The sequence below is a fragment of the Microvirgula curvata genome (assembly GCF_054781615.1).
Window position 1 is genome coordinate 156892 of the sequence record NZ_BAAGUB010000003.1, and the last position, 19252, is coordinate 176143.

General features: G+C 65.4%; 21 protein-coding genes. 3 read left to right on the forward strand and 18 right to left on the reverse strand.

Annotation, left to right across the window (positions count from 1 at the left end; all coding sequences use genetic code 11):
- The first annotated feature begins 17 nt into the window (after nucleotides 1-17).
- Nucleotides 18-722, forward strand: coding sequence for a helix-turn-helix domain-containing protein (locus ACYVG8_RS00985; protein WP_460744911.1), 705 nt, complete (start codon nucleotides 18-20; stop codon nucleotides 720-722).
- On the opposite strand, the gene corA is transcribed toward ACYVG8_RS00985, so the two are convergent.
- The 9 genes from corA to ACYVG8_RS01030 all read right to left on the reverse strand — a co-directional run bounded on the left by corA (nucleotide 685) and on the right by ACYVG8_RS01030 (nucleotide 8266).
- The gene (gene corA / locus ACYVG8_RS00990; RefSeq protein ID WP_107889412.1) at nucleotides 685-1782 is read right to left on the reverse strand and encodes a magnesium/cobalt transporter CorA; all 1098 of its coding nucleotides are present in this window, start codon (nucleotides 1780-1782) and stop codon (nucleotides 685-687) included. The two genes, ACYVG8_RS00985 and corA, sit on opposite strands and share 38 nt — an antisense overlap.
- Nucleotides 1783-1851: 69 nt before the next feature.
- The gene (locus ACYVG8_RS00995) at nucleotides 1852-3363 is read right to left on the reverse strand and encodes a Ppx/GppA phosphatase family protein (protein WP_460744912.1); all 1512 of its coding nucleotides are present in this window, start codon (nucleotides 3361-3363) and stop codon (nucleotides 1852-1854) included.
- Nucleotides 3364-3540: 177 nt separating this feature from the next.
- Nucleotides 3541-4242 carry a phosphate signaling complex protein PhoU gene (gene phoU, locus ACYVG8_RS01000; protein ID WP_028497697.1) on the reverse strand — a complete coding sequence of 234 codons (702 nt, stop codon included), beginning with the start codon at nucleotides 4240-4242 and terminating at the stop codon, nucleotides 3541-3543.
- 146 nt (nucleotides 4243-4388) lie between these two features.
- Complete coding sequence (gene rpiA, locus ACYVG8_RS01005; RefSeq protein WP_028497696.1) at nucleotides 4389-5051, reverse strand: ribose-5-phosphate isomerase RpiA; 663 nt, start codon at nucleotides 5049-5051, stop codon at nucleotides 4389-4391.
- A gap of 89 nt (nucleotides 5052-5140) precedes the next feature.
- The gene (gene ispF, locus ACYVG8_RS01010) at nucleotides 5141-5635 is read right to left on the reverse strand and encodes a 2-C-methyl-D-erythritol 2,4-cyclodiphosphate synthase (RefSeq protein ID WP_036384690.1); all 495 of its coding nucleotides are present in this window, start codon (nucleotides 5633-5635) and stop codon (nucleotides 5141-5143) included.
- Between the two features lie 13 nt (nucleotides 5636-5648).
- Nucleotides 5649-6344: a 2-C-methyl-D-erythritol 4-phosphate cytidylyltransferase gene (gene ispD, locus ACYVG8_RS01015; protein WP_028497694.1), complete on the reverse strand. Its 696-nt coding sequence runs from the start codon at nucleotides 6342-6344 to the stop codon at nucleotides 5649-5651.
- Nucleotides 6341-7066 (reverse strand): DNA polymerase III subunit epsilon, encoded by a 726-nt coding sequence (gene dnaQ, locus ACYVG8_RS01020; protein ID WP_028497693.1) that lies wholly within the window; start codon nucleotides 7064-7066, stop codon nucleotides 6341-6343. Before dnaQ ends, ispD begins: the two co-directional genes overlap by 4 nt.
- Nucleotides 7067-7092: 26 nt before the next feature.
- Entirely contained in the window at nucleotides 7093-7542 is a 450-nt protein-coding gene (gene rnhA / locus ACYVG8_RS01025) for a ribonuclease HI (RefSeq protein WP_112692147.1), read from the reverse strand.
- On the reverse strand, nucleotides 7532-8266 hold the full coding sequence (locus ACYVG8_RS01030; protein WP_107889410.1) for a class I SAM-dependent methyltransferase: 735 nt from the start codon (nucleotides 8264-8266) through the stop codon (nucleotides 7532-7534). The genes rnhA and ACYVG8_RS01030 overlap by 11 nt, the downstream gene beginning before the upstream one ends.
- A 30-nt stretch (nucleotides 8267-8296) precedes the next feature.
- On the opposite strand from ACYVG8_RS01030, the gene gloB reads away from it, so the two are divergent.
- Both gloB and ACYVG8_RS01040 read left to right on the forward strand, forming a co-directional pair.
- Nucleotides 8297-9070, forward strand: a complete 774-nt coding sequence (gene gloB / locus ACYVG8_RS01035; RefSeq protein ID WP_107889409.1) for a hydroxyacylglutathione hydrolase — start codon at nucleotides 8297-8299, stop codon at nucleotides 9068-9070.
- Nucleotides 9071-9335: 265 nt separating this feature from the next.
- Nucleotides 9336-11234 carry a LysM peptidoglycan-binding domain-containing protein gene (locus ACYVG8_RS01040; protein WP_460744913.1) on the forward strand — a complete coding sequence of 633 codons (1899 nt, stop codon included), beginning with the start codon at nucleotides 9336-9338 and terminating at the stop codon, nucleotides 11232-11234.
- A 94-nt stretch (nucleotides 11235-11328) separates the two neighbouring features.
- On the opposite strand, the gene ACYVG8_RS01045 is transcribed toward ACYVG8_RS01040, so the two are convergent.
- The 9 genes from ACYVG8_RS01045 to cmk all read right to left on the reverse strand — a co-directional run bounded on the left by ACYVG8_RS01045 (nucleotide 11329) and on the right by cmk (nucleotide 19242).
- Nucleotides 11329-11973, reverse strand: a complete 645-nt coding sequence (locus ACYVG8_RS01045; RefSeq protein ID WP_084299701.1) for an MBL fold metallo-hydrolase — start codon at nucleotides 11971-11973, stop codon at nucleotides 11329-11331.
- Nucleotides 11973-12962: an ADP-glyceromanno-heptose 6-epimerase gene (gene rfaD, locus ACYVG8_RS01050; RefSeq protein ID WP_028497687.1), complete on the reverse strand. Its 990-nt coding sequence runs from the start codon at nucleotides 12960-12962 to the stop codon at nucleotides 11973-11975. Before rfaD ends, ACYVG8_RS01045 begins: the two co-directional genes overlap by 1 nt.
- Nucleotides 12963-13010: 48 nt before the next feature.
- Nucleotides 13011-13976, reverse strand: a complete 966-nt coding sequence (gene rfaE1 / locus ACYVG8_RS01055) for a D-glycero-beta-D-manno-heptose-7-phosphate kinase (RefSeq protein ID WP_051528592.1) — start codon at nucleotides 13974-13976, stop codon at nucleotides 13011-13013.
- Between the two features lie 14 nt (nucleotides 13977-13990).
- Nucleotides 13991-14722 (reverse strand): orotidine-5'-phosphate decarboxylase, encoded by a 732-nt coding sequence (pyrF, locus tag ACYVG8_RS01060; RefSeq protein ID WP_051528591.1) that lies wholly within the window; start codon nucleotides 14720-14722, stop codon nucleotides 13991-13993.
- 13 nt (nucleotides 14723-14735) lie between these two features.
- The gene (gene lapB, locus ACYVG8_RS01065) at nucleotides 14736-15905 is read right to left on the reverse strand and encodes a lipopolysaccharide assembly protein LapB (RefSeq protein WP_028497685.1); all 1170 of its coding nucleotides are present in this window, start codon (nucleotides 15903-15905) and stop codon (nucleotides 14736-14738) included.
- An 85-nt stretch (nucleotides 15906-15990) separates the two neighbouring features.
- Complete coding sequence (locus ACYVG8_RS01070; protein ID WP_028497684.1) at nucleotides 15991-16287, reverse strand: LapA family protein; 297 nt, start codon at nucleotides 16285-16287, stop codon at nucleotides 15991-15993.
- Between the two features lie 180 nt (nucleotides 16288-16467).
- Nucleotides 16468-16776, reverse strand: coding sequence for an integration host factor subunit beta (locus ACYVG8_RS01075; RefSeq protein ID WP_028497683.1), 309 nt, complete (start codon nucleotides 16774-16776; stop codon nucleotides 16468-16470).
- 12 nt (nucleotides 16777-16788) lie between these two features.
- Nucleotides 16789-18558: a 30S ribosomal protein S1 gene (rpsA, locus tag ACYVG8_RS01080; protein WP_084299696.1), complete on the reverse strand. Its 1770-nt coding sequence runs from the start codon at nucleotides 18556-18558 to the stop codon at nucleotides 16789-16791.
- An 18-nt stretch (nucleotides 18559-18576) separates the two neighbouring features.
- Entirely contained in the window at nucleotides 18577-19242 is a 666-nt protein-coding gene (gene cmk, locus ACYVG8_RS01085; RefSeq protein ID WP_028497681.1) for a (d)CMP kinase, read from the reverse strand.
- Nucleotides 19243-19252: the final 10 nt, after the last annotated feature.

Genomic DNA, 19252 nt, shown 5'->3' on the forward strand with positions numbered 1-19252 from the left:
GTGGGTAACCGTAGCCGATGATCCAGAAACTGAAAAACCCCGAGTTCGTGCAGCGGGTGCAATGGCTGATCGACACCCGTTTCGACGGCATCCCCGCCCGGCTCAGCGAGTCCAGCGGCGTATCCCGGGCCGGTCTGTCAAAAATCCTCAATGAGGGTACGCGTCCGTTCGCCCGCACCGTGACCAAGCTGGTGAATGCTGCCGGCTGCAGCCGGGACTGGCTGGTCGATGGGGTTGGCGACGCATTTCCCGCGCCGGCCGACACGACGCTGTGCGAGACGCGGGCAAGTTACGGTCCGTTGCCGGCACCGGACGCCGGCCTGCCGGAACGGCAGCGCTTCATCCGCATCTATTCCCATGTCAGCGCGCTGACCCGGGCGCTGCCGGTCGAGACCACGCCGGAGCGGCTGGCCAGGACCATCGCCATTGCCGCCCATGCGGCGACGCCGGCCGAAGTCGGGCTGGATGTTGCGGCGCTCGAATCGACCATTGTCGCCGTGGAAAAGGCACTGGTGCAGTACGGCATCGCGCTCGATGCCGAACAGCGCGCCATCATCACGCTGAATCTGCGCCAGCTCGACCTGCTGACCGGTGGCCGCTTTTTCGATCACATTCTGGCTGCCCTGCTCGATGGTCATCCACGGCAGGCAGCGGACGCGGGGATCGAACCCGCGTCATGCACGGCTACAGCCAGCGCCGACGCCAGAACACCCAGCCCATGACCATGGCAATGCCGATCATCACGCTCCAGACCAGGAAATAGCCGTAGCGCCAGTGCAGTTCCGGCATGAATTCGAAGTTCATGCCATACACGCCGACGATGAAGGTCAGCGGCATGAACAGGGTCGAGACCACGGTCAGGAAGCGCATTTCGCGATTCAGGCGGTTCGACTGGTTGGACTGGTACAGCTCGACCATGTCGCTGATCAGATCGCGCAACAGGTCCAGCGATTCGATCAGCTGGGTCGCATGGTCGTAGACATCACGCAGGAAGATCCGCGTATTGTCCTGCACCAGGTCATGGTCGCCGCGCACCAGGGTATTGATCGCCTCGCGCAACGGCCACATCGCCCGCCGCAGCTCGAGCGCGTCGAGCTTCAGTCCGCGGATGCGGTGCAGTGCGCCGCCGTCGATCGGCATGCCGGCCAGCAGCATGTCGTCGAGCTGGTCGGTCTGGTCGGCAAAGCGGTCCAGGGTGATGAAGTAATAGTCGACCACGGCATCCAGTAGCGCATAGGCGAGGTAGTCCGGCCCGTACTTGCGCGCCTGGCCCTTGCCGGTCCGCAGCCGCTCGCGCAGTGCCTCGAAGCGGCCGGTCGGCCGTTCCTGCACGCTGAGCACGAAGTCGCGGCCGAGCACGATGCTGATCTGGTCGCTGTCGAGTTCCCCGTCGCCGTTCAGGCCGAAGGTGCGGGTGACAATGAACAGGTAGTCGCCGTAGTCCTCGACCTTGGGCCGCTGCTGGGTGTTCAGCATGTCCTCGACCACCAGCGGGTGCAGCTTGTAGCGGCGCCCGATCTCCTCGAGCACGGACGGGTTCTGCAGCCCGTACACATTCAGCCACTGCACGCCATTTTCCAGCGGCGGCTGGGTGCGGCTTTCGTTGACGGCCTCCAGCCCGGTCTGCCGGTAATCGGTGTCGTTGTATTCGATCAGGGCCAGCGACGGCGCATCGGTGCGCACGGCGCCGATATGTGCCAGGGTGCCGGCCTCCTGGCCAACCTTGACCAGTCGCGCCTTGCCCGGGCGGCGATGCTTGCGTTTGTAGCGCGAATCCGTCATGCGTACTCCAGCGGAACGTCAGCCTGCCACCCTGCCACGGACCACGCGCCGGCGCCAGCCCGGAAATGCTCAGACCAGCAGTTTGCGATCGTCCTGCCCGCGCACGGTCAGCTGGAAACCGATGTCCTTCCAGCCGCTGGCTTCCTCGCGCAGTGCGCTGGCCGTCATCGGATGGCTGTCCAGCCAGTCGGCGTCCAGAACCACCCGGAACTGGCGTGGCGCGACGGTGCTGAAGTGCAGGTTCTCCGGCAGCGCCAGGTCGCGACGGCTGCGCGAGAACAGGGCCGCCAGCCGCAGCGACACGACCACCGGCCACAGGCTGTCGTCGGTGACCTGCGACAGCAGTTTGCCGAGCGAGCCGCGATGGGCCAGGATCAGCGTCGCCAGCACCTTCTGCTCCTGGCGGGAAAAGCCGGGCATGTCGGCATTCTCGACGATATATGCCGAATGCTTGTGGTAACCGGTGTGCGAGATATCGAGCCCGATCTCGTGCAGCGCCGCCGCCCAGCCCAGTTCGCGTTTCCAGTCCGGCGCCGCCTCCTGCCCGGCCGACAGCCCGGCCAGCACGTGATGGGCCACCCGGGCCACGCGCGTGGCCTGCACGGTGTCGACATGGTAGCGGCGCATCATCTGCGCCACGCTGTCGGCACGCGGGTCGCGCTCGTCCTGGCGACCGAGCAGGTCGTACAGCACGCCGTCGCGCAGGGCGCCGAGCGTAACGTCCATGCGCTGGATACCGAGTTCCTCGAATACTGCCAGCATGATCGACAGCCCCCCCGGCAGGACCGGGGCGCGATCGCCGCGCAGGCCGTTCAGGTGGGCGGCTTTCAGGCTGCCGGCGCGGATCAGTTCGGCGCGCAGCTTTTCCATGCCGTCCAGGGTGATGCCTTCGCTGGAGAAATCGGACTGTTCGAGGATGTCGCGCAGCGAACGCGCAGTGCCGGAAGTGCCGATGGCGAGCTGCCACTGGTCGGGGCCGAATTCGGCGGCGATGCGCTGGATCTGGTCGCGCGCGGCCACCACCGCATCCTTGAAGTTGTGCCGGGTCAGACGACCGTCGGGGAAGAAGCGCAGGCTGTAGCTGACACAGCCAAGGTTCAGGCTTTCGGTCTTCAGCGAACGCATGCCCTGGCCGACAATGAACTCGGTCGAGCCGCCACCGATATCGACCACCAGCCGCTTTTCCTGGCTGGCCGGCAGGCTGTGCGCCGCACCGAGATAAATCAGGCGCGCTTCTTCGCGGCCGGCGATGATTTCGATCGGAAAGCCGAGCAGCCGTTCCGCCCTGGCGATGAACAAGGCGGCATCCTTGGCAACGCGCAGGGTATTGGTGCCGACCACGCGCACCCGGTCAGGGTGGAAACCGCGCAGGCGTTCGCCAAAGCGGGCCAGACAGGCCAGCGCACGGTCGGCGATGTCCTGGTCGAGTTCGCCGGAAGGCAGCAGCGCGCCGCCAAGGCGGACGGTGTCCTTCAGCGAGTCCAGCGGATACAGCATGCCGTCCATCACGCGGACGATTTGCAGGCGAAAACTGTTCGAGCCGAGATCGACGGCGGCGAGGGTGTCAAACGATGCGGTCATCTGGGCGGCGCTGGCAGGGAAAGGAAGGAAAGCGACACGGTGCGCCGCAGGGGGTCTGCCGGCGACACCGGGCAACACGGGCAGGGGCGGACCGGATGGCCCGACCCTGGCCGCGCTATTGTCACACAGCTGGCGGGAACCGGCAGCAAGCCGCTACCGGTTGCCACCGGGAAAGGCCTACAGACCTTCGCGCTCGACGTCCTCGAGCGAGGTGTGACGGATGTCCTTGCCCTTGACCAGGTACACCACGTATTCGGAGATGTTCTTGGCATGGTCACCGATGCGCTCGATCGCCTTGGCGATAAAGATGGTGTCCAGCGACATGGTGATGGTGCGCGGGTCTTCCATCATGAAGGTGATCAGCTGGCGCAGGCTGGCGCTGAAGTCCTCGTCGAGCTGACGGTCCTGGCGGGCCACGTCCAGCGCGCCGTAGACGTCGAGACGGGCAAAGGCATCCAGCACGCGGCGCAGCATCACCAGCGCGACATTGGCCATCTTCTCGATTTCGCGCAGGCGAGGCACCTGGACCCGCTCGTCTTCCAGCATTTTCTTGCCGACGCGCGCGATCTTCTGCGCCTCGTCACCGATGCGCTCAAGATCGGTAATGGTCTTGATCACGGTGATGACCATGCGCAAGTCGCTGGCCGCCGGCTGGCGACGGGCGATGATGTGCTGACACTCCTCGTCGATCCCCACCTCCATCGCATTCACATGCACGTCGTCGGCGACGACGCGGCCCAGTGTCTCGATGTCACCGTCAATCAGCGCCTGCATGGCACTGCTGATCTGTTGTTCGACCAGTCCCCCCATCTGCAGCACGCGGGTGCGGATGGTTTCGAGTTCCATGTCGAACTGCTTGGATATATGTTCTTTTGGCATTATCGCGCTCTTCGGTTTGCCCAGCGTCAGCAGACGAGTGTATTGCCCTGCCGTGACATCGGTATGACAGGCCGTTGTAACGGACCGGGCCGGCGCAGGTCATGCAGACACTGCCCCGGCCCGGTCCAGCGACATGATATCGGCGCTTACTCGAGAACCTGTACCGTGCCATCGGCACGGCCGAGCAGCAGCACGTCGGCATGACGGCGGGCAAACAGGCCGCAGCAGATCACGCCCGGAATGTGGTTGATGGTTTCTTCCATCTCCACCGGCGCCATGATGTTCAGCCCGTGCACGTCGAGGATGATGTTGCCGTTGTCGGTCACGTAGTCCTGCCGCCATTCCGGATGACCGCCCAGCTTGACCAGCTTGCGTGCGACCAGGCTGCGCGCCATCGGCAGGACTTCCACCGGCAGCGGGAATGCGCCGAGCTTCTGTACCAGCTTGGCTTCGTCGGCGATGCAGACCAGCTGTCTGGATGCGGCGGCAACGATCTTCTCGCGCGTCAGCGCACCGCCACCGCCCTTGATCATGTGCAGGTGATGGTTGATTTCGTCGGCGCCATCGATATACACCTCGAGGTCGCCAACCGAGTTCAGTTCGTAGACCGGGATGCCGATCGCCTTCAGCCGGGCGGTGGTCGCCTCGGAACTGGATACGGCACCGTCGATGCGGTCCCTGATTGTGGCCAGCTCGTCGATCAGGAAATTGACGGTGGAACCGGTACCGACGCCGATGATGGCGTTGTCCGGAATGTACTGCACTGCCTTCTTGGCCGCAGCCATCTTCATTTGGTCTTGGGTTTTCATGCTGACGTCTCCGTTGCAGATAGCAGGATTATCCCATAGCCGGGCGCCAACGGCCCACCGGATCGCAGCGGGCGGGCCGGACCGTGCAGTTACTTGCCGCTACGGTGCGACAGCAGGCATACCGCCTCGGCGGCGATGCCCTCTTCACGTCCCAGATGGCCAAGCCGCTCGCTGGTCTTGGCCTTGACGTTCACATTGTCGGGCGGGACGCCAAGGTCGGCCGCCAGGTTCGCGCGCATGCGGTTCACGTACGGGGCCAGCTTCGGTGCCTGGGCAATCACGGTGCAGTCGATGTTGACCACGTCGAAACCGGCCGCCCGCACCCGCTGAACCGCTTCGCGCAGCAGCACCCGACTGTCCGCTCCCTTGAAATCTAGGTCAGTATCGGGGAAATGGCGGCCAATATCGCCAAGCCCGGCCGCGCCGAACAGCGCGTCGGTCACGGCATGACACAACGCGTCGGCATCGGAATGACCATCGAGGCCCCGGTCATGCGGAATGATCACGCCGCCGAGAATCAGCTTGCGGCCTTCGACCAGCCGGTGGACATCCCAGCCCTGTCCGATACGGAAAGGTATTGTCATCGCGTTTCTCCCGTCATTCGACCCGCCCGCCCCGCTCCGCGGCCAGGATGGCGCGCGCCAGCGGCAGATCATGCGGCCAGGTCACTTTCAGATTCATGGTATCCCCTTCGACCAGCCGCGGCGACAGTCCCAGCCGTTCGACGGCACTGGCCTCGTCGGTCACACCGGCATCCAGTTCGCCGCCCAGCGCCCGTGCCAGCAGACCGGCACGGAACATCTGCGGCGTCTGCGCCTGCCACAGGCCATCGCGCGCCACGGTGGCGGCAACGCGCAGCCCGCCGTCAGCCCGTTTCAGCGTGTCGGCCACCGGCACCGCCAGCAGGCCGCCGACCTCGTCGTCGTCCAGCGTGTCGATCAGCCGTGCCAGCGCGGCGGCCGGCAGACAGCAGCGGGCGGCATCGTGGACCAGCACCCAGTCGCCGGCGTCCGCCGCCAGCACCGCCAGTCCGTTGCGCACGCTTTCGGCGCGCGACGGACCACCGACGCGGAGCACGGCCAGCCGGCGATCTTCCGGCCAGGCGAAGGTATCGAACCAGCCATCGTCCGCCGCCAGGACCAGGACGATGCGGTCGAGGCGCGGCTCGGCCAGCAGGCGTGCCAGCGTGTGCGCGAGCAGTGGCCGGCCGGCCAGTTCCAGATACTGCTTCGGCCGCCCGGCGCCCATGCGGCTGCCGCCGCCGGCGGCCGGCACCAGGGCAATGCGGCTCACGACGCGTCGGCGCCGGCCGGCGCGTCCAGCGGCTCGTAGTCGCGCCATACGCAGGCGCCGCCGGCCTTCTTGTCCAGCCGCGCCAGCATCGCCTCATGCCCGGCCTGCTCGGCCGCGCTGGCGCGCTGCACGATCAGCGGCTTGCGCGCGCCGAGCGACAGGTCGTTGCTGCTGTCACTGTCGGTCTCGATCGCCATTTCCAGGCTTTCCTGACCACGGGTCAGCGCCAGATAGACTTCGGCCAGCAGCTCGCAGTCGATCAGCGCGCCGTGCAGGGTCCGGTTGCTGCGGTCGATCTCGAAGCGGTCGCACAGGGCATCGAGGTTGTTGCGCTTGCCGGGAAAGACCTCGCGCGCCATCGCCAGGGTGTCGATCACACCACCGGCCACGCTGCGGGTCTTCGGCAGCCGCACCCGCTCGAACTCGGCATCGAGAAAGCCGATGTCGAACGCCGCGTTGTGGATGATCAGTTCGGCATCACGCAGGAAGTCGGCAATCTCGCCGGCCACCTGCTTGAACACCGGCTTGCCTTCGAGCATGTCGAGGCTGATGCCGTGCACGCGCTGCGCATCCGGATCGATGTCGCGCTGCGGGTGGATATAGAAGTGGCAGTGCCTGCCGGTCAGCTTGCGGTTGACCATTTCCAGCCCGGCCACTTCGATCAGGCGGTGTTCGCGCGGATCGAGGCCGGTGGTTTCGGTGTCGAGGATGATTTGTCGCATGGGGGTCCTGTGCGCCGGTCCGGCCATCAGCGCGAGCGTTCGCTGACGCCGCGGTTGGCCAGCTGGTCGGCGCGTTCATTGAATTCGTGGCCGGCGTGGCCCTTGACCCAGCGCCAGTCGATGTCGTGCGGCTGCCGGGCGGCATCCAGTTGCTGCCACAGGTCGGCATTCTTGACCGGTTCCTTGCTGGCGGTCTTCCAGCCGCGCGCCTTCCAGCCCTTGATCCACTCGCTGATGCCCTTCTGCACGTACTGCGAATCGGTGTACAGCACGATGCGGCACGGCCGCTTCAGGCATTTCAGCGCTTCGATGACCGCCATCATTTCCATGCGGTTGTTGGTGGTCATCGGCTCGCCGCCGAACAGTTCCTTCTCCTGGCCGCGATAGATCAGCAGCGCGCCCCAGCCGCCGGGGCCGGGATTGCCCTTGCAGGCGCCGTCGGTATAGATGTCGATATGTTCTGGTTCAGTCTGCAATGTCGTCTTTCAGCATTTCATTCGGGGTCATGGCCGGGCGCTTGGCGCGGGTGACGGCAATCAGTGGCTGGGCCAGCACTTTCCAGCGCGGCATGATCAGGCGCATGCCGCGCACGCGCTTGACCGCCTCCAGCGCATAGACGCCGCTGGCGACCGGCCACCAGCGATCGCCGGCATCTTCCATGAAGGCGAAGCGGCCCCGCCACTTGTCGGAGGCCAGCGGCGGCGCGTAGCACAGGAAGGCGCCGCCGGCGATATCGAAATTCAGCAGCTCGAGCCAGTCCTTCAGCCGGCCGAGGCTCAGGAAGTTGCCGTTCCACGGCGACGGCGCGCGGGTCAGTACCCGACGCACGCCAAACAGCGAGACCGGGTTGAAGCCGGTCAGCAACAAACGCCCTTCCGGCACCAGCACCCGCTCGACCTCCCTGAGCACCTCGTGCGGATGCGACGTAAAATCGAGGGTATGCGGCATCAGGACCAGGTCGAGACTCTGTGCGGCGAACGGCAGCTGTGCCGGATCGGCGACAATGTCGGCATCGGGCCGCAGGCCGACCACGCGCTGCCATGGAATCCGGTTGTCGCGCAGGAACGGCTGGTCGGCAAAGCCGATCTGGATCGCACGATAGCCAAAGGCATCCGCAACCGCCTGGTCAAAATAGGCCTGTTCGCGCGCCATCACATACTGGCCCAGCGGCGACGCCAGCCACTCTTTCAATCCGGGCATCCGCCCACTCCTTGTAGCAAAGGGCTCGTCATGGTCGACGTCACTCCGGTTCCCGCCTTCAGCAGCAATTATATCTGGGTTCTGCACCGCGCCCAGACCGCAGTCGCAGTCGACCCCGGCGATGCCGCGCCGTTGCTCGACCATCTTGCCGGCGCCGGGCTGGTGCTGGACGCGGTACTGATCACCCATCATCACGCCGATCATGTTGGCGGATTGCCGGCGCTGCAGGCGAGATTCCCCGCCCTGACGGTCTGCGGGCCGGCCGGCGTGGCCGGCGTCACCCACCCGCTGGCGGACGGCGACCGGGTGGAACTGGCCGCGCTCGGGCTCAGCCTGGACGTACTGGCAGTGCCCGGCCACACGCTCGATCACCTGGCCTATGCCGGCGCAGGCTGGCTGTTCTGTGGCGACACGCTGTTCGCCGCCGGCTGCGGCCGGCTGTTCGAGGGCACGCCGGCGCAGATGCTGGCGTCGCTGACGCGGCTGGCCGCACTGCCTGATGACACCCGCATCGCCTGTGCCCATGAATACACGCTGGACAACCTGCGTTTCGCACTGGCGGTCGAGCCGGACAACCCGGCACTGCATGCCCGTCTCCGCCGCGACCAGGCCAGCCGCGATGCCGGCCTGCCGACCCTGCCCTCGACGCTGGCGCTGGAGCACGACACCAATCCGTTCCTGCGCGTCCGCGTGCCGTCAGTGCAGGCCGCCGCCGCGCGTCAGGCCGGCGAGCCGGCGACCGGTGACGGGCTGGCGACCTTCACCGCGCTGCGGCGCTGGAAAGACCGGTTCCAGGCCGGTTAGCCCCGGTTTCGCCCGCCACGCCCACGGCATGAAATGACCGTCCGGCGGATATTCCGGCGGAATGAATTGCGTAAATTCAACCGCCAACAGTTCAAATCGGGACAAACCCGCTGAAACTATTGACATTTCCTGTTGACGATCCTTCCGGCGAGCGCATACGATTCCCGCTAATTTTGTATCAATCCTTTACAGGGGACCTCCAAAAACCGACGCGCGCACCGTGCGGCCGGCTTTTGAAGGTGCCCTTCACATCGGGCCGGGCACGATGAAACACACACTGAAGCTGGCATTGTCGCTGGCGTTCGCAGGCGGCCTTGCCGGCCAGGCACACGCGGAGTTCGACAACCTGTCCTATTCCTCCGGGCAGGCGATGATGCAGCAGAACAACATCCTGCTGCGCAATGGCGACGATGTCTGGCAGCGCATCCGCGAAGGCTTCCAGATGGATGAAGTCAACGCCGATCTGGTCCGCCGCTTCGAACGCCAGTACGCCGCCAATCCGGCCGGCATCGAACGCACGCTGGGCCGCAGTCACAAATACCTGTTCCACATCATCAACGAAGTCGAAAAGCGCGGCATGCCGACCGAGCTGGCCCTGCTGCCGGTGGTCGAAAGCGCCTTCGTCCCGCAGGCGGAATCGCCGGTCGGTGCAGCCGGCCTGTGGCAGTTCATGCCGGCCACCGGCCGTCATTACGGCCTTGAGCAGACCTGGTGGTACGACGGCCGTCGTGACGTGGTCGGCGCCACCCAGGCGGCGCTGAACTATCTCGAATACCTGCACGGCCTGTTCGGCGACTGGTCGCTGGCGCTGGCCGCCTACAACTGGGGCGAGGGCAATGTCAGCCGCGCCCAGGAACGCAACCGCGCCCAGGGCCTGCCGGACGACTTCGAACACATCCGCATGCCGGCCGAGACGCGCAACTATGTGCCGAAGCTGATTGCCGTGCGCAATGTGCTGTCCGACCCGAAGCGCTACAACGTCGCGCTGAACAAATTCCCGAACCGCCCGTACTTCGTCGCCGTCAGCACCGGCAAGCATATCGACATCGACGTGGCGGCCAAACTCGCCAATGTGCCGGAAGCCGAGCTGAAAACGCTGAACCCCGGCTACAAGCGCCCGCTGCTCGCCTACAAGAACGGCCGCCAGTTGCTGATTCCGGTCGACCACTTCGACCGCTTCGAGAAGAACCTGGCCAGCTGGGACAAGCCGCTGTCGCAGTGGCAGGCCGTGGTCGCCCAGGATGGCGACACGCCTGACGTGGTGGCCGAACGCTACAACATGACCGTGGCCGAGCTGCGCTCGGTCAATGGCGCGCTGGGTGGCCGGCTGCAGGCCGGCCAGCCGCTGCTGGTGGCCCAGCGCGGCAGCAGCGCGGCACCGGCCCTGATTGCCGCCGCCGATCGCGACGACCAGGCCGAGGCCCCGCGCACCGTCGCCGCCCGTCCGGTCAGCGACAGCCCGGCCCGCCCGGTGGTGACCGTTGCCCGCGCGCCGGTCGTGGCCGACAAGGCCCCGGTCGTGGCGGCCGCGCCGGTCGCCAGGCCCGCCGTGATGGTCGCCAGCGCCGATACCCGCCCGGCGGCCAGCAGCAGAAGCAGCAGCGCCGTGACCACCGACCTGCCGCCGGCCGTCGATACCGTGGCCTCGCCGCGTCCGTTCGCCGATATCGAGGTCGTGCCGTCTCCGGTCGTCGCCACAGCCGCTTCGGCCGAGGATGCGATCAGCGAAATCGCGTCGATCAGCCCGGCCGTCGATACCGTGGCCCGGACTGAACCGGCCCGCCCGCAGCAGACAGTCGCTGTCGCGACTTCATCACGGCATACGGTCAGCAGCGGCGATACGCTGTATAGCCTGGCCAAACGCTACAACATGAGCGTCGCCCAGCTGCGCGATCTGAACCAGCTGAACGGCAATGCGCTGCAGCTCGGCCAGACGCTGCAGGTCGCCGCCGGCAGCAGCAGTGACCTGATCACGGTCGCGGCCAGCAGCGCCGCCGCCCCGCGCACCCAGCAATACCAGTACGTGGTCCAGCGTGGCGATACGCTGTACAGCATCGCCCGCAAGTTCGGTCTTGATCATCAGGACCTGCGCCGCTGGAACGACGAGCGCAAGCTCGCCCGCCTGCAACCGGGCAACCGGGTCACGCTGGTGGTCGGCATCTAGTCGCAGCGGGGCCACCCCGCTTTGCCGCGCCTCGCGTCAGAATGAAAACAGGCCACCGGTTTACCCGGTGGCCTGTTTGTCTTTCATGCCGGCTTCAGCCGAAGCGCTTGTCGGCCACAAACGGATTGTGCCGGCGCTCGTCACCGAAGGTCGACTCCGGGCCATGGCCGGGAACGAAGCGGATGTCGTCGCCGAGCGGGAACAGCTTGCCGCGAATTGACGCCACCAGGTCATCCTGATTGCCACCGGGAAAGTCGGTACGGCCAACCGAGCCGGCGAACAGCACGTCGCCAACCCAGGCCCGGGCGGCTTCGCGGTCGACAAACACCACGTGGCCGGGGGTATGGCCGGGACAGTGCAGTACATCCAGCGTGCGTTCGCCGACGCGGATGCGGTCGCCCTCGTCCAGCCAGCGGTCCGGCGTCAGCGCCTCGGCCGGCGGGAAGCCGAACATCTCCGCCTGCTGCGGCAGGCCGGTCAGCCAGTACTCGTCGGCGCGATGCGGACCGAGAATCGGCACGTCCAGCGCCGTTGCCAGCGCGGCAGCGGCCCCGACGTGGTCGAGATGGCCATGGGTCAGCAGCACGCGGGTCACCTTGACGTCCAGCGCGTCAATGGTGGCCAGCAGCGTGTCGACATCACCGCCGGGGTCGACCACGGCGGCTTCACGGGTGGCGTCGCACCACAGGATCGAGCAGTTCTGCGCGAACGCGGTGACCGGAACGATGCGGTCGCCCATCAGCGCAACGCGTCCGCGTAGCGGGCCACGCCATCGGCGACGGTCAGGAACTCGTCAGCGTAGCCGGCCGCACGCAGCGCGCCGATATCGGCGCAGGTGTAGCTCTGGTACTTGCCCTTCAGGGCGTCCGGGAAGTCGATGTACTCGACGATGCCGGCGGCGATCATCTGCTCCAGCGTCATTTCTGCCTCACCCTGCTGGCGGCGGCAGGCGTTGACCGCTGCCAGCGCCACATTGTTGAACGGTTCGGCTCGGCCGGTGCCCAGGTTCCAGATGCCGGACGATTCCGGGTGATCGAGGAAGTGCAGGTTGACCCTGACCACGTCTTCCACCGACACGAAGTCACGGCTCTGCATGCCGGCTTCATAGCCATCGTAGCTGCCGAACAGCTTCACCTTGCCCGTGTCGCGATACTGGTTGAAGTGGTGGAAGGCCACCGAAGCCATGCGCCCCTTGTGCTGCTCGCGCGGGCCATAGACGTTGAAGTAGCGGAAGCCGGCGACCTGGGCGGTCAGCCCGTTCTGCATCCGCTTGCGCACGACCTGGTCGAACAGGAATTTCGAGTAGCCGTAGACATTCAGCGGGCTTTCGAAGCCGCGTTCCTCGCGGAACACCTGCCCCCCGCCGTACACCGCCGCACTGGACGCGTACAGCAGCGGGATGGCGTCCTGCTGGCAGTATTCGAGCAGGCTGACCGAATACTGGTAGTTGTTCTCCATCATGAACTTGCCGTTGTGCTCCATGGTGTCGGAGCACGCGCCCTGGTGCAGGATCGCGCGGATCTCGCCGTCCCAGACGCCATCGAGCAGCATCTCGATAAACTGGTCCTTGTCGACGTAATGGGCGATGTCGCAATCGACCAGATTGCGGAATTTGGGGCCATCGGTCAGATCATCGACCGCGATAATGTTGCGTTCGCCGCGCGCATTCAGTGCGTGGACCAGGTTGGCGCCGATAAAGCCTGCGGCACCGGTAACGACGGTATACATGGAGTGCTCCTTCTGGCGCGCCGCGAACGATCGCGACGACGCGTTTGATCAATGACCGAACAGTTCGGACCGTCGGACGACGGCCGTGCCCAGCTTGCCGACCACGATGCCGGCAGCGACATTGGCCACCTGCATCGCCTCGGGCAGCGCCAGCCCGGCGGCGACCATCAGGCCGAGTGTGCCGATCACGGTGTCCCCGGCGCCGGATACGTCGAACACTTCGCGGGCGACGGTCGGCACATTCAGCGGGCCGTCGGCGCGGAACAGGCTCATGCCGTCCTCGCTGCGCGTGACCAGCAGCGCGTCGAGCTGCAGATCGCTGCGGATGCGCTCGGCGCGCGCCGCCAGGTCATGCTCGTCGCGCCACTGTCCCGCCACCTGACGGAATTCGCTGCGGTTCGGCGTCAGCAGCGTGGCACCGGCGTACTTGTCCCATTCATCGCCCTTCGGGTCGATCAGCACCGGCTTGCCGGCAGCACGGGCCAGTTCGATCATGCGCGTGACGTGGGTCAGGCCACCCTTGCCGTAGTCGGACAGGATGACCACATCGTGGTCGGCGATCAGGCGGCTGTACTCGTCGAGTTTTTCCGCCAGCACTTCATGGCTGGGGGCATCCTCGAAATCAAGCCGGATCAGTTGCTGCTGGCGGGCGATCACCCGCAGCTTGACCGTAGTGGCGATGCGCGCGTCGCGCCGGAACGACACCGCCACGCCATCGCGTTCCAGCAGGGCAGCCAGGGCATCGGCCGCCTCGTCCTCGCCCACGACCGACAGCAGTGTGGCGTTGCCACCGAGGCTGACGATATTGCGCGCGACGTTGGCCGCGCCACCGGCGCGCTCTTCCATGCGGGCAATGCGCGCCACCGGTACCGGCGCTTCCGGCGAGATGCGCTCGACGTCACCGAACCAGTAGCGGTCCAGCATCACGTCACCGACCACCAGCAGGCGGGCGGCGGACATCCGCGCCATCAGACCGGGTTCGCGCGCCAGCAGCGCGGGAATGAATTCACTCATCGGACGGACTCCGTTCAGGCCAGGCCAAGTTCGGCATGGATGGCGGCCAGCGTCGCCAGCGGATCGGCGGCACGCGTGATCGGCCGGCCGATGACCAGGTAGTCGCTGCCGGCCTGCAGCGCGGCGGACGGGGTCATGACCCGACGCTGGTCATCGGCCACGGCATCGGCCAGGCGGATGCCCGGCGTGACCAGCCTGAACGACTCGCCCAGTGCAGCCTTCAGTTGTGCCGCCTCGAGGGCGGAGCACACCACGCCGTCCAGCCCGCTGTCGCACGCCAGCCGTGCCAGCCGTTCGACCTGGGCCGCAGCGCCGTCGTTCAGGCCGATTTCGGCCAGTTCGGCATCACTCATGCTGGTCAGCACGGTCACGCCGATCAGCAGCGGCGGCTGCGACAGGCTGGCCACGGCTTCGCGTGCGGCCTCCATCATTCGCCGGCCGCCGGACGCATGCATGTCGACCATCCACACCCCGAGATCGGCCGCCACGCGGCAGGCGCTGGCCACGGTATTCGGGATGTCGTGGTACTTGAGGTCGAGAAACACGTCGAAGCCGCGCGCGGTCAGCTTGTCGACCAGGTGGCGACCGGATGCGGTGAAGATTTCCTTGCCGATTTTCAGCCGGCACAGGCCCGGCTCCAGCCGGGCGACGAATTCGAGCAGGTCTTTCTCGGCCGGGAAGTCGAGAGCGACGATAACGGGCGACGCGCTGTGCGCGATCGGGGCGGCGGGAGCAAACGGATTCATGGTTGGGCGGCGTTCAGACGGACAGCGACTCGCTGCGGTTCGGAGTCAGGCTTTCCCACTCCCCGCAGGCCGGGCACTTCCAGAAAAAGGTTTTGGAACGGAAATTGCAGTGCTGGCAACGATGCACGCGCAGGCGCTTGGCATGTGACAGCACCACTTCGCGGGCCAGTTCGGCATCCTGCCGGGTGGCCGGGTCCATGGAGCCGAATTTGGCGTCGATCAGTTTGGCAATGCCGGCCAGCGACGGATAGCCGTGCACGGCATCGCGCAGGAACGACAGGCCTTCCCGCTCGCCGCCATGCTGGGCGACCCGCGGATACAGCAGATCGGCCAGGTCGAGCTGCGGATAGGTTTCCAGCCAGCCCCGGACCAGTTTGATGCCGTCGGCGGTCCGGCCCAGCGCGTCATAGGCGCCCAGCACCCGTTCCGCCACCAGGGTCAGGTATTCCGGCTGCTGGTTTTCCAGTGACTGCCAGGCAGTAATCGCGCCTTCGGTGTCACCGGCGGTCAGCAGGATGTCACCATTGAGCAGATACGCTCGCGGGCAGCGGCGATTGGCAGCGAACGCGGCCGCGACTTCCTTGCGGGCCTGTTCCAGATCGGACTTGAACAGCGCAGCCTGGGCCAGCTCGCAATGGAATTCGGCCAGTTCGCGCTGGAACTGGGTCGCGTCGTTGCGCAGCGTCTTCGCCAGCGTGATGGCCCGGTCCCAGTCGCGTTCCTGCTGGTACAGGGCCAGCAGCCGCGAGCGTGCCAGGCTGGCGACGGCGGGCCGGTCGGTCAGCTGGGTAAGGATTTCCTCCGCCCGGTCGACCAGTCCGGCGCGCTGGAAGTCGTCGGCCAGTTCCAGCCGGATCTGGTCATGGGCAGGCTCGGGCAGGTCCGGGTTTTCCAGCAGGCCCTGGTGCAGGCGGATGGCAAGGTCGTTCTCGCCACGGCGGCGGTACAGCTTGCCGAGCGCGATCTGCAGATCCAGCGCACCGGGTTCCTGTCGGGCCACTTCAGCCAGCCGGCGGCTGGCTTCGCTGGTGTCGTCATCGACCAGGGCGGCCAGGCCGCGGAAATAGTTGGTCGGCAGTTTGCGGGCACCGGCGATCACGGCCCGCATGTCGATGCGCGCGGCCAGCCAGCCCAGCGCGAAGAACAGCGGGAAGATCAGCAGCCACCAGAGTTCGAAATCCACCAAGAGGAAGATCCTTAGGAAACGGGAATGACGGAAAGCGCCGGGCCGAAACGGCCCGGGATGCGGTCAGGCGCGGGAAGCGCGATTACTCGGCCACGGATTCGCTCGGGTCGTTGACGACCTGACCCGGCGCCTGCTGACGCGCACGCAGTTCTTTCTTCAGTTGCGTCAGTTCACGGCGCAGCTTCAGCGAATAGAAGAAACCGGCAGACAGGCCGGCGGCGGCGCCGACGGCGAAGAAAACCAGCAGCACCAGGATCAGCGGTGCCTGCCAGGTATGGCCCATGAACAGGTTCAGCGTGACCGAATCACTGTTCTGCATGGCGAGCGTGAGCAGCAGCACAAACACCAGAAACTTGATTATCCAGCCTACATAGCGCATTGCGCGACCCTCCATGACAGAGGCTGAAGTTTAAACGATGTCGGCGGGCCCGGCATCGCGTTGGACGAAAAACGCTAAGGAATGACAGCCGCGGATGAACAAATACTGCGCAATCCCGCAATGCGCGGACGGCAGACGCAAAAACGCCGCAGGTTACCCTGCGGCGTTTCGTGACTCGCGTTAGCCCGAGGCTTGCGCTTCTTCCTGAATCCGAGCGTCGACGCGTTCGCGCAACTCCTTGCCGGCCTTGAAGTGCGGAACGTATTTCTCCGGCACTTCAACACTGCTCCCCGACTTGGGATTGCGACCGGTACGCGGCGGACGGTAGTTCAGATCGAAGCTGCCGAAGCCGCGGATCTCGATGCGCTGGCCACGTGACAGGCACGTTGCCATCGCATCAAGAATGGTCTTCACCGCGAGCTCCGCGTCCTTGGCAATCAACTGAGGATAGCGCTCCGCGAGCCTGGCAATCAGCTCAGACTTGGTCATTGCACTGCCTGATTACTCGTTGCCGCCGGACAGTTTGGCCTTCAGCAGCGCGCCCAGGTTCGTGGTGCCGGCGTTGGCGTTGGCTTCAGCCTGGAAGCGGCTGACCGCACCCTGCTCTTCAGCCGCATCCTTGGCCTTGATCGACAGCTTCAGCGAACGGCTCTTGCGGTCGACGTTGATGACCAGAGCTTCGATCTCTTCGCCTTCCTTCAGCAGCGAACGGGCATCTTCGACGCGGTCACGCGACAGCTCGGAAGCCGGCAGGTAACCTTCGATGTCGCCGTCCAGCGCGATCACGGCGCCACGTGCGTCAACGGTCTTGATGATGCCCTTGACCAGCGTGTTCTTGTCGTGGATCGACACGAAGCTGCCGAACGGATCGCCTTCGAGTTGCTTGATGCCCATCGAGATGCGTTCCTTGTCGGTATCGATCGACAGGACCAGCGCTTCGACTTCGTCGCCCTTCTTGAACTGGCGGATGGCTTCTTCGCCGGCAACGCTCCACGACAGGTCGGACAGGTGCACCAGACCGTCGATGCCGCCCGGCAGGCCGATGAACACGCCGAAGTCGGTGATCGACTTGATGGTGCCGGTGATCTTGTCACCCTTCTTGTAGTTGGCCGAGAAATCATCCCACGGGTTCGGCATGCACTGCTTCATGCCCAGCGAGATGCGGCGGCGGTCTTCGTCGATCTCGAGGATCATGACTTCGACTTCGTCACCCAGCGACACAACCTTGGACGGATGCACGTTCTTGTTGGTCCAGTCCATTTCGGACACGTGGACCAGGCCTTCGATGCCCTGTTCGATTTCGACGAAGGCGCCGTAGTCGGTCAGGTTGGTGACCTTGCCGAACAGGCGGGTGCTTTGCGGGTAGCGACGGCTCAGGCCCACCCACGGATCTTCGCCCAGCTGCTTCAGGCCCAGCGACACGCGGTTCTTCTCTTGATCGAACTTCAGCACCTTGGCTTCGACTTCGTCGCCGACGGCCAGGACTTCGCTCGGGTGCTTCACACGACGCCATGCGAGGTCGGTGATGTGCAGCAGACCATCAATGCCGCCCAGGTCCACGAAGGCGCCGTAGTCGGTGATGTTCTTGACGATGCCCTTGACGACTGCACCTTCCTTCAGGTTTTCCAGCAGTGCCTTGCGCTCTTCGCCCAGGGTTTCTTCCAGCACGGCGCGACGCGACACAACGACGTTGTTGCGCTTGCGGTCGAGCTTGATGACCTTGAATTCGATCTGCTTGCCTTCGAACGGCGTGGTGTCCTTGACCGGACGCACGTCGACCAGGGAACCCGGCAGGAAGGCGCGGATGCTGTTGACCATGACGGTCAGGCCGCCCTTGACCTTGCCGCTGATGACGCCGGACAGGATCTTGCTGGTTTCCAGCGCTTCTTCGAGCTCAAGCCATGCAGCCATGCGCTTGGCCTTGTCGCGCGACAGCTTGGTTTCGCCATAGCCGTTTTCCAGGCTATCGAGCGCCACGGTAACGAAATCACCGATGCTGACTTCCAGTTCGCCCTTGTCGTTCTTGAATTCTTCGACCGGGATCAGCGACTCGGACTTGAGGCCGGCGTTGACGGTGACGAAATTCGGATCGATAAGGACAACTTCAGCGGTGATCACTTCACCGGCCTTCATCACCTGACGGGACAGGCTTTCTTCGAAGAGGGCGGCAAAGCTTTCCATGGCGGGAACAGTGTTAGTCATTGAAATGGAGACTCGGTGCGAACGATGGGAATCCGCGAGGTGACGTTGATGATGTCCGCACGATCCCATCCCGTACGGAGAAAAAAATCATGCCCGCGGCGCGATGGCGCGATACCACTCGATGACCTGATCGACGGCAGCGTCAATGGTCAGGCGGGTGGTGTCGAGCAACCGGGCGTCGGGCTCTTGCCGGAGCGGTGCCACCGGGCGGGCGGCATCGCGCTCGTCACGGTCGGCAATATCCTGCTGAATCTGCTGGAGATTAGCAGACGCGCCCTTTCCGATCAACTGCTTATAGCGTCTGCGGCCCCGTTCGTCGGCACTGGCGGTCAGGAAAACCTTCAGCGTGGCGTCGGGAAACACGACCGAGCCCATGTCGCGACCGTCGGTCACCAGACCGGGCGGGTGGCGAAAGTCGCGCTGGCGCTGCAGCAGCGCGCTGCGCAGCGCCGGCAGGGCGCCGATCCGCGACGCACAGAGACCGATGTCCTCGCTGCGGATCTCGTCGGTGACATCGATGTCCTCGAGCCAGACCCGGCCGTCGCGAAACGCGATCGGCAGCCGCACGGCGGCCATCGCCAGCTTGGCCTCGTTGTCCAGCGGGATCTGGTGGCGGACGGCGTACAGCGCAGCCAGACGGTAAAGCGAACCGGAATCCAGGTAGTGGAATCCCAGGCGAAGCGCGACCATCGCAGCCACGGTGCCTTTGCCGGAGGCGGACGGACCATCGAGCGTAATGACAGGTGCAGACATGTGTAAGGTT

Coding starts and splice junctions, on each gene's coding strand:
- ACYVG8_RS00985 (WP_460744911.1), top strand. CDS start 18: ATGATCCAGAAACTGAAAAACCCCGAGTTCGTGCAGCGGGTGCAATGG.
- corA (WP_107889412.1), bottom strand. CDS start 1,782: ATGACGGATTCGCGCTACAAACGCAAGCATCGCCGCCCGGGCAAGGCG.
- ACYVG8_RS00995 (WP_460744912.1), bottom strand. CDS start 3,363: ATGACCGCATCGTTTGACACCCTCGCCGCCGTCGATCTCGGCTCGAAC.
- phoU (WP_028497697.1), bottom strand. CDS start 4,242: ATGCCAAAAGAACATATATCCAAGCAGTTCGACATGGAACTCGAAACC.
- rpiA (WP_028497696.1), bottom strand. CDS start 5,051: ATGAAAACCCAAGACCAAATGAAGATGGCTGCGGCCAAGAAGGCAGTG.
- ispF (WP_036384690.1), bottom strand. CDS start 5,635: ATGACAATACCTTTCCGTATCGGACAGGGCTGGGATGTCCACCGGCTG.
- dnaQ (WP_028497693.1), bottom strand. CDS start 7,066: ATGCGACAAATCATCCTCGACACCGAAACCACCGGCCTCGATCCGCGC.
- ACYVG8_RS01030 (WP_107889410.1), bottom strand. CDS start 8,266: ATGCCCGGATTGAAAGAGTGGCTGGCGTCGCCGCTGGGCCAGTATGTG.
- gloB (WP_107889409.1), top strand. CDS start 8,297: ATGGTCGACGTCACTCCGGTTCCCGCCTTCAGCAGCAATTATATCTGG.
- ACYVG8_RS01040 (WP_460744913.1), top strand. CDS start 9,336: ATGAAACACACACTGAAGCTGGCATTGTCGCTGGCGTTCGCAGGCGGC.
- ACYVG8_RS01045 (WP_084299701.1), bottom strand. CDS start 11,973: ATGGGCGACCGCATCGTTCCGGTCACCGCGTTCGCGCAGAACTGCTCG.
- rfaD (WP_028497687.1), bottom strand. CDS start 12,962: ATGTATACCGTCGTTACCGGTGCCGCAGGCTTTATCGGCGCCAACCTG.
- rfaE1 (WP_051528592.1), bottom strand. CDS start 13,976: ATGAGTGAATTCATTCCCGCGCTGCTGGCGCGCGAACCCGGTCTGATG.
- pyrF (WP_051528591.1), bottom strand. CDS start 14,722: ATGAATCCGTTTGCTCCCGCCGCCCCGATCGCGCACAGCGCGTCGCCC.
- ACYVG8_RS01070 (WP_028497684.1), bottom strand. CDS start 16,287: ATGCGCTATGTAGGCTGGATAATCAAGTTTCTGGTGTTTGTGCTGCTG.
- ACYVG8_RS01075 (WP_028497683.1), bottom strand. CDS start 16,776: ATGACCAAGTCTGAGCTGATTGCCAGGCTCGCGGAGCGCTATCCTCAG.
- rpsA (WP_084299696.1), bottom strand. CDS start 18,558: ATGGGATCGTGCGGACATCATCAACGTCACCTCGCGGATTCCCATCGT.
- cmk (WP_028497681.1), bottom strand. CDS start 19,242: ATGTCTGCACCTGTCATTACGCTCGATGGTCCGTCCGCCTCCGGCAAA.